This window comes from Bacillus sp. BB081 (assembly GCF_008368895.1).
GTDB classification, from domain to species: domain Bacteria; phylum Bacillota; class Bacilli; order Bacillales; family Bacillaceae_G; genus Bacillus_A; species Bacillus_A wiedmannii.
Genome location: NZ_QOZX01000006.1, coordinates 114,508 through 127,005 on the forward strand (window position 1 = coordinate 114,508; position 12,498 = coordinate 127,005).

The 12,498-nt window shown below is 37.9% G+C and carries 9 protein-coding genes; all 9 read left to right on the plus strand.

Going from position 1 to position 12,498, the window contains the following annotated elements:
- The first annotated feature begins 54 nt into the window (after window positions 1–54).
- Window positions 55–777: a UMP kinase gene (pyrH, locus tag DN394_RS04470; RefSeq protein ID WP_000042667.1), complete on the plus strand. Its 723-nt coding sequence runs from the start codon at window positions 55–57 to the stop codon at window positions 775–777.
- 2 nt (window positions 778–779) lie between these two features.
- Window positions 780–1,337: a ribosome recycling factor gene (gene frr / locus DN394_RS04475; RefSeq protein ID WP_000531506.1), complete on the plus strand. Its 558-nt coding sequence runs from the start codon at window positions 780–782 to the stop codon at window positions 1,335–1,337.
- Between the two features lie 85 nt (window positions 1,338–1,422).
- Window positions 1,423–2,199, plus strand: coding sequence for an isoprenyl transferase (uppS, locus tag DN394_RS04480; protein WP_000971311.1), 777 nt, complete (start codon window positions 1,423–1,425; stop codon window positions 2,197–2,199).
- Window positions 2,200–2,216: 17 nt separating this feature from the next.
- Window positions 2,217–3,008, plus strand: coding sequence for a phosphatidate cytidylyltransferase (gene cdsA, locus DN394_RS04485; RefSeq protein ID WP_000813596.1), 792 nt, complete (start codon window positions 2,217–2,219; stop codon window positions 3,006–3,008).
- 23 nt (window positions 3,009–3,031) lie between these two features.
- Entirely contained in the window at window positions 3,032–4,174 is a 1,143-nt protein-coding gene (gene dxr / locus DN394_RS04490) for a 1-deoxy-D-xylulose-5-phosphate reductoisomerase (protein ID WP_000790363.1), read from the plus strand.
- 16 nt (window positions 4,175–4,190) lie between these two features.
- Window positions 4,191–5,447, plus strand: a complete 1,257-nt coding sequence (gene rseP / locus DN394_RS04495; RefSeq protein WP_046957401.1) for an RIP metalloprotease RseP — start codon at window positions 4,191–4,193, stop codon at window positions 5,445–5,447.
- Window positions 5,448–5,556: 109 nt separating this feature from the next.
- A complete protein-coding gene (locus DN394_RS04500) occupies window positions 5,557–7,257 on the plus strand; it encodes a proline--tRNA ligase (RefSeq protein ID WP_046956487.1) in 1,701 nt (566 codons plus the stop codon).
- Between the two features lie 124 nt (window positions 7,258–7,381).
- Window positions 7,382–11,683, plus strand: coding sequence for a PolC-type DNA polymerase III (locus DN394_RS04505; protein ID WP_097917880.1), 4,302 nt, complete (start codon window positions 7,382–7,384; stop codon window positions 11,681–11,683).
- Window positions 11,684–12,016: 333 nt separating this feature from the next.
- Window positions 12,017–12,487 carry a ribosome maturation factor RimP gene (gene rimP, locus DN394_RS04510; RefSeq protein WP_000359098.1) on the plus strand — a complete coding sequence of 157 codons (471 nt, stop codon included), beginning with the start codon at window positions 12,017–12,019 and terminating at the stop codon, window positions 12,485–12,487.
- Window positions 12,488–12,498: the final 11 nt, after the last annotated feature.

A 12,498-nucleotide genomic window follows, 5' to 3' on the forward strand; every position in this document is an offset into this window, starting at 1 on the left:
AACACATTGTGTTCCCTTTTTTAAAATAAAGATGTAAGCAATTGGAGGTTCATTATGAGTAAACCGAAATATAATCGTGTCGTATTAAAGCTAAGCGGAGAAGCGTTAGCTGGCGAACAAGGATTTGGAATTAACCCATCTGTTATTAAATCAGTTGCGGAACAAGTGAAAGAAATTGCAGAACTTGATGTAGAAGTTGCTGTTGTTGTTGGTGGCGGAAACATTTGGCGTGGAAAAATCGGAAGTGAAATGGGAATGGATCGTGCTGGAGCGGATTACATGGGTATGTTAGCAACAGTTATGAACTCATTAGCTCTTCAAGATAGCTTGGAGAACATTGGAATTCAAACTCGTGTTCAAACTTCAATCGAAATGCGTCAAGTAGCAGAGCCTTACATTCGTCGTAAAGCAGTTCGTCATCTAGAGAAAAAACGTGTTGTGATCTTTGCAGCAGGTACAGGTAACCCATATTTCTCTACAGATACAACAGCAGCACTACGTGCAGCGGAAATCGAAGCAGACGTTATCTTAATGGCGAAAAACAATGTAGATGGCGTATATAATGCAGATCCATCTCTTGACCCAACAGCTACGAAATACGAAACACTTACTTACTTAGATGTATTAAAAGAAGGTTTAGGTGTAATGGATTCAACAGCTTCTTCTTTATGTATGGACAATGATATTCCATTAATTGTATTCTCAGTTATGGAAAAAGGTAACATTAAACGTGCCGTTTTAGGCGAAAATATCGGAACAGTTGTAAGGGGGAAATAAATATGGGACAACAAGTATTGAAGTCTTCAAATGAAAAAATGGAAAAAGCAGTTGCTGCTTACTCTCGTGAATTGGCAACAGTTCGCGCAGGTCGTGCAAGCTCGTCTGTATTAGATAAGGTACAAGTTGATTACTATGGTGCACCAACACCTGTTGTGCAATTAGCGAACATTACAGTTCCAGAAGCACGTTTACTTGTAATTCAACCTTATGATAAAACTTCTATCGGTGATATTGAAAAAGCAATCTTAAAAGCAGATTTAGGCTTAAATCCTTCTAATGATGGAACTGTAATTCGTATTGCATTCCCTGCATTAACAGAAGAGCGTCGTCGCGATCTTGTAAAAGTTGTGAAAAAATATGCTGAAGAAGCAAAAGTTGCTGTTCGTAACGTACGTCGTGACAGTAACGATGATCTTAAGAAGCTTGAAAAAGCTGGCGATATTACAGAAGATGATTTAAGAGGATATACTGAAGATATCCAAAAAGAAACAGATAAATATATTGCAAAAGTTGACGAAATCGCAAAAAACAAAGAAAAAGAAATCATGGAAGTGTAATAGCGATACCTTCGCAAATATGACCCTCTTCTTAAGGGGGTCTTTTTACACTTTTAGGCATACGTCTGCTTGCTGGAGGGTATGAATGATGTTTAAAAACTTTCCTTTTTTTAAAAGTAAAAAGGTCGCATCGTTTGATCATCTCGTTGAAAAAGTGAAAAAAGGATACATCCCAGAACATATTGCCATCATTATGGATGGTAATGGAAGATGGGCAAAGAGGAGAGCGATGCCTCGTATTGCGGGACATCATGAAGGCATGCAAGTTGTAAAGAAAATCACAAAATTTGCAAGCAAACTTAATGTGAAAGTGTTAACTCTTTATGCTTTTTCAACTGAGAACTGGAAAAGACCGAAAAAGGAAGTTGACTATTTAATGAGGCTTCCAGAAGAATTTCTAGGTACATTTTTACCAGAATTGATTGAAGAGAACGTACAAGTCCGAGTGATAGGACAACAAGATCGTCTTCCTACGCATACACGCAGAGCGATGGAAAAGGCCATGGAAGATACGAAAGAGAATACGGGATTAATTCTTAATTTCGCGTTAAACTATGGAAGTCGAGATGAGATCGTTTCTGCTGTGCAACATATGGTGAAAGATAGTGAGGAAGGAAAAATTCGTGTTGAAGATGTAAGTGAAGAAATGCTTTCTTCCTACTTAATGACGAGTTCTTTACCTGATCCAGAGTTGTTAATCCGTACGAGCGGAGAGCTACGTATTAGTAATTTCATGTTATGGCAAATTGCATATTCGGAGTTTTGGTTTACAGATGTGTATTGGCCAGATTTTACCGAGGAACATTTGCTAAATGCGATTACAGACTTTCAACATAGAGGGCGCAGATTCGGAGGCGTGTAGAAAGAGAGGGTTTGGTAGTGAAACAGAGAATTATTACTGGAGTGGTTGCTGCCGCGCTATTCATTCCCATCGTAATTTACGGTGGCGTGCCTTTTACGGTTTTAGTGTATGCACTTGCTTCTATAGGTTTATATGAATTAATTCGTATGAATAAGCTTACGCTTATTTCAGTACCAACAGTTTTAGCTGCAGTATTATTATGGGTTATTTTAATTCCAAGTAGTGCATCAGAACTGTTTACTTGGATTGGATTAGGTAAATTAGAAATCACATTTGTGATTGTTTTATTACTTTTATCATATACAGTCCTTTCTAAGAATACATTTACTTTTGACCATGCTTCCTTTTTACTAATGGCAACAACATATGTTGCAATGGGATTCTTATATTTGAATGAAACGAGAATTTTAGGAATTAAATATGTGTTTTGCGCATTATTTGTTATATGGGCTACCGATTCAGGCGCATATTTCGTAGGGAAAGCATTAGGAAAAAGAAAATTATGGCCAGAAATTAGTCCGAATAAAACGATTGAAGGTTCATTAGGCGGCATCGTTTGTGGGATTGTTGTGGCACTTGTTTACAATATGTTCTTCCCAGTTGAGGCTAATGTAGGGATTTTAATTGTGTTGACAATTATCATTTCTATTTTTGGACAAATTGGTGATTTAGTACAATCTGCATTTAAACGTCATTATGGCGTAAAAGATTCAGGTACAATTTTACCTGGACATGGTGGTATATTAGATCGAACAGATAGTTGGTTATTCGTTTTACCAATTCTCTACTTCTTATTACAATACAATTAATAAATGAACGAGGGGTTGGAGTCATGAAAAACATTAGTTTATTAGGTGCAAGCGGATCAATTGGTACACAAACTTTAGATGTATTACGCTCGCACCCAGACCAATTCCGTCTCGTTGCTTTTTCTGTAGGGAAAAATATTGACTACGCAGTAAAGGTAATTCAAGAATTTTCTCCGCAAATTGTCTCTGTGCAAAGAGAGGAAGATGTTTTAAAATTACAAGCTGTCTCTGGAAATACAAAAATTGTATATGGTAGTGAAGGGCTTTTAGAAGTAGCATTACATCCAGATGCAGAGATTGTAGTAAATGCTGTTGTAGGTAGCGTAGGGTTGTTACCAACACTTCGTGCAATTGAGGCGAAAAAAACAATCGGAATTGCAAACAAAGAAACGTTAGTAACCGCAGGGCATCTTGTAATGGAAGCAGCACGAAAACATAATGTTTCGTTACTTCCAGTAGACAGTGAACATTCAGCTATTTTTCAATGCTTGAATGGTGAAAATGAAAAAAGAATTTCTCGACTGATTATTACAGCTTCTGGAGGAAGTTTCCGTGATAAAACGAGAGATGAATTGCATCATGTGACGGTAGAAGATGCGCTTCGACATCCAAACTGGTCAATGGGTTCGAAAATTACAATTGATTCTGCTACAATGATGAATAAGGGGCTAGAAGTAATTGAAGCACATTGGCTTTTTGGTATCCCTTATGAGCAAATCGATGTTGTTTTACATAAAGAAAGTATTATTCATTCTATGGTTGAATTTGAAGATCGTAGTGTGATGGCACAGCTTGGCTCACCTGATATGCGAGTACCAATTCAATACGCACTTACATATCCTGATCGATTACCTCTTTCAGACACAAAGCAGTTAAATTTATGGGAAATGGGAACATTGCATTTTGAGAAAATGAACCAAGAACGTTTCCGTTGTTTGCGTTTTGCGTATGAAGCTGGAAAAACAGGTGGAAGTATGCCAGCTGTAATGAATGCAGCGAATGAAGTAGCTGTTGAAGCTTTTTTACAAAAGAGAATTGGTTTCTTAACAGTGGAAGACCTCATTGAAAAAGCAATGAACCATCACAATGTCATTGCACGTCCGAGCTTAGAGGAAATTCTGGAAATTGATGCAACCACAAGACGGTTTGTGATGGAACAAATTTAGCAAAGGTGGTATGGAATTGAATACAGCGATTGCCTTTATATTAATTTTCGGTGCACTCGTATTTTTCCATGAGCTAGGGCATCTATATTTCGCAAAAAGAGCAGGTATTTTATGCCGTGAGTTTGCGATTGGTTTTGGTCCGAAAATATTCTCATTTGAAAAGAATGAAACGGTGTATACGATTCGATTACTGCCCCTTGGTGGCTATGTAAGAATGGCTGGCGAGGATGCAGACACAGTTGAGTTAAAGCCTGGAAAAAAGGTTGGCCTTGTATTAAATGAAAAAGACGAAGTTGCGAAATTAGTTTTTGATGGATATGAAAAGTATCCAAATGTTCGTGTCATTGAAGTCGAACAAGCTGATTTAGAGCATAATTTAGCAATTTCGGGCTATGAAGAGTACGAGGAAGAGCTTCAAACATTCCGAGTGAATGAAAAGGCTCGTATTATTACTGCGGGTGAAGAAATACAAATTGCTCCGTATAATAGGCAGTTCGGCTCCAAGAAATTGGGTCAACGTGCCTTAACAATCTTTGCAGGTCCTGCAATGAACTTCATTTTAGCATTTGTTATTTTTGTGATTCTTGGATTTGTACAAGGTGTTCCTGTTGACAAGCCAATGGTTGGAAAAGTAATGGAGAATAGTGCAGCCGAGCAAGCCGGATTAAAAGAAAATGATACAATTCAAGCAATCGATGGGAAAAACACAAGTACATGGAAAGATGTTGTTACCATTGTACGTGAAAACCCAAATAAAGAAATTACGTTACAAGTAAAGCGTGATAATGAACAGTTTAATGTAAAAGTAACGCCAACACTCGATAAAGAAGGAAAAGACGAAGTAGGTAGAATTGGTGTTTACTCTCCAGTAGAGAAAACAGTAATGGGTTCTATTAAATCAGGATTTGAACAAACATACCAATGGACAAAACTAATTTTTGATTCACTTGTGAAATTAGTAACTGGTCAATTCTCTATTAATGAGTTGTCAGGTCCAGTAGGAATTTATAATCTAACAGATCAAGTCGTAGATTATGGATTTACGCGTGTATTAAGTTTAGCGGCAGTTTTAAGTATTAACCTTGGTTTATTTAATTTACTACCAGTCCCTGCTTTAGACGGTGGACGTTTGTTCTTCTTCTTAATTGAAGCGTTACGAGGGAAACCAATTGACCGCCAAAAAGAAGGAATGGTTCACTTTATTGGTTTTGCATTATTAATGTTACTTATGTTAGTTGTAACTTGGAATGACATTCGTAAGTTTTTCTTGTAAAATAAAGTGAAACTTATAATGAAATAGAGCTCGTAGAATAAAATCCCTCACCTAACTCGAGGTGAGGGGTTTTACTGCGTGTAAGAGTAAAATGAAGAGGTGCGAATAAATGAAACAAAGTATGGTATTCAGTCCTACATTACGTGAAGTTCCAGCTGATGCGGAGATTAAGAGTCATCAGTTATTACTTCGTGCAGGTTTTATGCGTCAAAATGCTTCTGGTATTTATAGTTTTCTACCATTTGGATTAAAAGTACTACACAAAGTAGAACGTATCGTTCGAGAAGAAATGGAGCGCGCAGGAGCTGTAGAATTATTAATGCCAGCGATGCAAGCTGCAGAATTATGGCAAGAATCAGGCCGTTGGTATTCTTACGGATCTGAATTAATGCGTATGAAAGATCGTAACGCTCGTGAATTCGCATTAGGAGCGACACATGAAGAAGTAATTACGGATCTTGTACGTGATGAAGTGAAATCATATAAAAAATTACCGTTAACATTGTACCAAATTCAAACAAAATTCCGTGATGAACAAAGACCTCGTTTCGGTTTATTACGTGGAAGAGAGTTTCTAATGAAAGATGCATACTCTTTCCATGCTACACAAGAGAGCTTAGATGAAGTATACGATCGCTTATACAAAGCATACTCTAACATTTTTGCTCGTTGTGGCTTGAATTTCCGTGCAGTTATTGCTGACTCTGGAGCAATGGGCGGAAAAGATACGCATGAATTTATGGTATTATCTGAAGTTGGTGAAGATACAATTGCATACTCTGATACATCTAATTATGCAGCAAACATCGAAATGGCTCCTGTGGTAGCTACGTATACGAAGAGTGATGAAGCAGAAAAGGCACTTGAAAAAGTAGCAACACCAGATCAAAAAGCAATTGAAGAAGTATCTGCATTCTTAAACATTGAAGCTGACAAGTGCATTAAGTCTATGGTATTTAAAGTAGATGAGAAATTAGTAGTTGTACTTGTTCGTGGTGATCATGAAGTAAACGATGTAAAAGTGAAAAATGTATACGGCGCTTCAGTTGTTGAGCTTGCTTCTCATGAAGAAGTGAAAGAATTATTAAACTGTGAAGTTGGTTCTTTAGGACCGATTGGTGTAACAGGGGATATCGAAATTATCGCAGACCATGCTGTAGCATCAATTGTTAACGGATGTTCAGGAGCGAATGAAGAAGGATTCCATTATGTAAATGTAAATCCAGAACGTGACTTTAAAGTAAGTCAATATACAGATTTACGCTTCATTCAAGAAGGAGACCAGTCTCCAGATGGAAATGGAACAATTCTTTTCGCACGCGGAATTGAAGTTGGCCATGTATTCAAATTAGGAACTCGTTATAGTGAAGCAATGAACGCAACATTCCTAGATGAAAACGGAAAAACACAACCACTTATTATGGGTTGTTACGGTATCGGTGTATCTCGTACAGTGGCAGCAATCGCAGAGCAGTTTAATGATGAGAACGGTTTAGTTTGGCCAAAAGCTGTTGCACCGTTCCATGTGCATGTAATTCCAGTAAATATGAAATCTGATGCGCAACGTGAAATGGGTGAAAACATCTACAACTCATTACAAGAGCAAGGGTACGAAGTATTACTAGATGATCGTGCAGAACGTGCAGGTGTTAAATTTGCAGATGCAGATTTATTCGGCCTTCCAGTTCGCGTGACAGTTGGTAAAAAAGCAGACGAAGGTATTGTAGAAGTGAAAGTACGTGCTACAGGCGAGTCTGAAGAAGTGAAAGTAGAAGAACTTCAAACATATATTGCAAATATTTTAAAATAAGAAGAGGTACCTCGTAATGAGGTACCTTCTCTTTCTTTGTAAACGTATTTTGTAAAAGAAGAAGGGAGAAATCTTTCTTTGTAGTACGTTTCAATTTATAATAGCAAATGGAAGGAGAGTGCTTATGTCTTTAACAAATGAACAACAAGAGCGATTTCAAATTTTGCTCCAGCAGTTGCAAATACCAGACGACCTTATAAATCAATATTTACAAGGTGGTGGCATTGAAAGGCTCGTTATTGATAAAGCGAATAAAAGTTGGCATTTTGATTTACAAGTGCCACGAATTTTGCCTACAGAATTATATGAATTGCTAGAAACAAAGCTTAAGCAATCATTTTCTCATATTGCAAGAACAACATTTGCATTAGAAACAGAGAATAAACAATTTACAGAAGAAGAAGTGAGGGCGTATTGGCCACTTTGTACGGAACGAATTACATTTTCACCTATGTTTGCTTACTTAAAAAAGCAGCTTCCGCAGGTGAATGGAGTGAAGTTGCTAATAAATGTGAATAATGAGCTGGAATCTACTGCTTTAAAGAAAAACGTTGCGAAACCAGTAGGGGATCAATACGAAACTTTTGGATTCCCGCGTTTTCAGTTAGACACACATATACAGCAAAATACAGAAGAAATGCAAAAGTTTCGTGAGCAAACGCAGCAAGAAGATCGTGAACGTGTTATACAAGCTATGGAAGAAATGGCAAAGAAGCAAGCTGAAGAAAGTAGCGTTGTGCATGAAGGACCGGTTGTACTCGGATATCTTATTAAGCCGGATGAAGAGATTACACCGATGCGAGAAATTCAAGATGAAGAAAGAAGAAAAACAGTTCAAGGGTATGTCTTCCATGTAGAAACGAAAGAGCTACGTAGTGGCCGTACGTTATTAACTTTAAAAATAACAGACTATACGGATTCAATTATGATCAAAATGTTCTCGCGTGACAAAGAAGATATTCCAATGCTGCAATCCTTGAAAAAAGGAATGTGGGTGAAAGCGCGTGGTTCTGTTCAAAATGATACATTCGTTCGAGATTTAGTAATGATTGCAAATGATATAAATGAAATAACAGGACCGTCTCGTAAAGATAAAGCGCCAGAAGGTGAAAAACGTGTAGAGCTGCACCTTCACACACCGATGAGCCAAATGGACGCTGTTACTCCTGTTTCTAGACTTGTTGCCCAAGCAGGTAAATGGGGACATGAGGCAATCGCTGTTACAGACCATGCTGTTGCGCAGTCTTTCCCAGAGGCATATTCTGCGGGTAAAAAGGCTGGGGTTAAAGTTATATATGGTGTAGAGGCGAATTTAGTTAATGATGGTGTACCGATTGCATATAACGAAGCGCATCGTTTACTTGCAGAGGAAACTTATGTTGTTTTCGACGTGGAGACGACAGGTTTATCAGCTGTATATGATACTGTTATCGAGTTAGCGGCTGTAAAAGTAAAAGGTGGCGAAATTATTGACCGCTTTGAATCTTTCGCAAATCCACATCAACCATTATCTGCGACGATTATTGAATTAACAGGTATTACAGATGATATGTTAACGGATGCACCAGAAGTGGACGAAGTGTTTAAAAAGTTTGAAGAATGGATGGGCGACCATACACTTGTTGCTCATAATGCAAGTTTTGATATGGGCTTTATTAACGTAGGTTTTAAAAAGGCTGGACTAGAAAAAACGAATAATCCTGTTATTGATACGTTAGAACTTGCAAGATTCTTATTCCCGGAAATGAAAAACCATCGATTAAATACGATGTGTAAAAAGCTTGATATTGAATTAACGCAACATCACCGTGCGATTTATGATACAGAAGCAACGGGATACTTACTTGTGAAAATGTTAAAAGATGTGATTGAAAAGGGATTTGAATATCACGATCAATTAAATGATAGCATGGGGCAAGGGGATGCGTATAAGCGTGGACGTCCAAGTCATATGACGTTACTTGCCACATCAGATGTAGGGTTGAAAAATTTATATAAACTTGTTTCCTATTCTCACCTAAATTACTTTTACCGTGTACCACGAGTACCAAGGTCACTATTAAAAAAATATCGTGAAGGAATTTTAGTAGGAACGGCTTGTGATAAAGGTGAAGTGTTTGAGGCGATGATGCAAAAAGCTCCTGAAGAGGTAGAAGAAATTGCGCAGTTCTATGATTACATTGAAGTAATGCCTCCAGAGGTGTTACGTCATTTAGTAGAGCGTGAACTTGTTCGAGATGAGGGACAATTAAAAACAATTATTTCTAACTTAGTAAAACTAGGTGAGACGTTAGATAAACCAGTTGTTGCTACAGGAAACGTGCATTATATAGACCCAGAGGATGCGATGTATCGCAAAATTTTAGTCAGTTCGCAGGGCGGAGCCAATCCGTTAAACCGACATTCATTACCGCCTGTACATTTCCGTACAACGGATGAAATGTTAGAGTGTTTTTCATTCTTAGGTGAAGACGTAGCGAAAGAAATTGTTGTAACGAATACACAAAAGATTGCATCATTAATTGGGGATGTTCATCCAGTGAAAGATGATCTATATACACCGAAAATTGAAGGTGCAGATGATGAGACGCGTGACATGAGTTATAAAATGGCGCGTAGCATTTATGGTGAAAAGTTACCTGAAATTGTAGAAGCGCGTTTAGAAAAAGAATTAAAAAGTATTATTGGGCATGGATTTGCCGTAATTTATTTAATTTCACATAAGCTTGTGAAAAAATCGTTAGTAGACGGATATTTAGTAGGTTCGCGTGGATCGGTAGGTTCATCATTCGTTGCAACGATGATGGAAATTACAGAAGTAAACCCATTACCACCACACTATGTATGTCCGAAGTGTAAGCAATCAGAATTCTTTAATGATGGTTCTGTAGGTTCTGGTTTTGACTTGCCGGATAAAGAATGTCCTGCATGTAATGTTCCATACGTGAAAGATGGACATGATATTCCGTTCGAAACGTTCCTTGGATTTAAAGGAGATAAGGTACCCGATATCGATCTGAACTTCTCCGGGGAATACCAACCACGTGCCCATAACTATACGAAAGTACTGTTCGGTGAAGATTATGTATACCGTGCGGGTACAATAGGTACAGTTGCGGAAAAAACGGCTTATGGATATGTAAAAGGTTATGCAAATGATCATAATTTAACGATTCGAAATGCAGAGATTGACCGCTTAGTAGCAGGATGTACGGGCGTAAAACGTACAACCGGACAGCATCCAGGTGGTATTATCGTTGTGCCAGATTACATGGATATCTTTGATTTCTCACCAATTCAGTTTCCGGCAGATTCAATAGGGGCTGAGTGGAGAACGACACACTTTGATTTCCACTCCATTCATGATAATTTATTGAAACTTGATATACTAGGACACGATGATCCTACTGTTATTCGTATGTTACAAGATTTAAGTGGTATTGATCCGAAAACAATCCCAACAGACGATCCGGAAGTAATGAAAATTTTCTCAGGCCCGGAATCGTTAGGGGTAACGGAAGAACAAATTAACTGTAAAACAGGTACACTTGGTATACCAGAGTTTGGTACGAAATTCGTAAGGCAGATGTTAGAAGAGACGAAACCTACGACATTCTCTGAGTTAGTCCAAATCTCTGGACTATCACATGGTACAGACGTATGGCTTGGTAATGCAAACGAGTTAATTTATAACGGTACATGTACGCTGAGTGAAGTTATCGGTTGTCGTGATGACATCATGGTATATTTAATCTATCAAGGTTTAGACCCATCATTAGCCTTCAAAATCATGGAGTCAGTTCGTAAAGGTAAAGGTGTACCGGAAGAATGGGAAGATGACATGAAAAGTAATAATGTACCAGGTTGGTATATTGATTCATGTAAGAAAATAAAGTACATGTTCCCTAAAGCCCATGCGGCTGCTTACGTACTTATGGCTGTACGTATTGCATACTTTAAAGTACATTTCGCGCTTCTATTCTATGCGGCATACTTTACAGTTCGTGCAGATGACTTTGATGTAGAGGCGATGGCGAAAGGTTCAGCATCTATACGTGTAAGAATTGATGAAATTGCGCAAAAAGGTTTGGATGCAGCGCCGAAAGAGAAAAGTTTATTAACAGTACTAGAAATGACACTTGAAATGTGTGAGCGTGGATACTCATTCCAAAAGGTTGATTTATACCGTTCGCATGCAACAGAATTTATTATTGATGGGGATACTTTAATTCCTCCATTTAATGCAGTGCCTGGACTTGGTACAAACGCAGCTTTAAGTATTGTAGAAGCACGTAAAAATGGAGATTTCTTATCAAAAGAAGATTTACAGCAGCGCAGTAAGGTTTCGAAAACAATTATTGAGTATTTAGATAGTCAAGGTTGCTTAGGCGATCTACCTGATCAAAACCAGTTATCACTGTTCTAATAGGTAGGAAAATTCTTTGCAAATCAACATTTGCTATGGTATACTATTAACCGAGATAACCATGTCATGTATATTGTGTAAAAAAAAGAGTGGGGAAACCCACTCTTTCGTGTTACTATCTACGTTTTATTGATGTGGAGAGGTAAGAAATTTCTGTCGTATATACATATTTTGTTACAAGTTTTACTTCTTAAATTTGGTAATACTAAGACAGATATTCCCTGCTTAACGGCAGGGGCTTTTGTTAGCTAACGAGAAAGAATAAGATGGACCGTTTTTATGGACGGGGTCTTTTCTTGTAAATGGTACATGGCGGCAGGAAGGAGGCTGTTTATGGATAAGAAAGTCACAGAAGTTGTAGAAGCATTTGCGCAGCCAATCGTTGAAGAGTTAAATCTTGAACTTGTAGATGTAGAGTATGTGCAAGAAGGACAAGACTGGTTCTTACGCGTATTCATCGATTCTGAAAAGGGAGTCGACATTGAAGAATGCGGTGCGGTAAGTGAACGTTTAAGCGAAGCTTTAGATAAAGAGGATCCAATTCCTCATCTTTACTTTTTGGATGTATCATCTCCTGGAGCGGAACGCCCATTAAAGAAAGAGAAAGACTTCCAGCAAGCGGTAGGAAAACAAGTGGCAATTAAAACATATGAGCCGATTGATGGTGAAAAAATGTTTGAAGGAAAGCTACTTTCCTACGATGGTACTACAATTACATTATTATTAACAATTAAAACACGTAAAAAAGAAATCCAAATTCCAATGGATAAAGTTGCAAATGCGCGACTTGCTGTTACGTTTTAGTTAGAAGGGGG

What these genes read in the sequence shown, in the direction of transcription:
- pyrH (WP_000042667.1), top strand. Translation starts at nt 55, where the DNA reads ATGAGTAAACCGAAATATAATCGTGTCGTATTAAAGCTAAGCGGAGAA.
- frr (WP_000531506.1), top strand. Translation starts at nt 780, where the DNA reads ATGGGACAACAAGTATTGAAGTCTTCAAATGAAAAAATGGAAAAAGCA.
- uppS (WP_000971311.1), top strand. Translation starts at nt 1,423, where the DNA reads ATGATGTTTAAAAACTTTCCTTTTTTTAAAAGTAAAAAGGTCGCATCG.
- dxr (WP_000790363.1), top strand. Translation starts at nt 3,032, where the DNA reads ATGAAAAACATTAGTTTATTAGGTGCAAGCGGATCAATTGGTACACAA.
- DN394_RS04500 (WP_046956487.1), top strand. Translation starts at nt 5,557, where the DNA reads ATGAAACAAAGTATGGTATTCAGTCCTACATTACGTGAAGTTCCAGCT.
- DN394_RS04505 (WP_097917880.1), top strand. Translation starts at nt 7,382, where the DNA reads ATGTCTTTAACAAATGAACAACAAGAGCGATTTCAAATTTTGCTCCAG.
- rimP (WP_000359098.1), top strand. Translation starts at nt 12,017, where the DNA reads ATGGATAAGAAAGTCACAGAAGTTGTAGAAGCATTTGCGCAGCCAATC.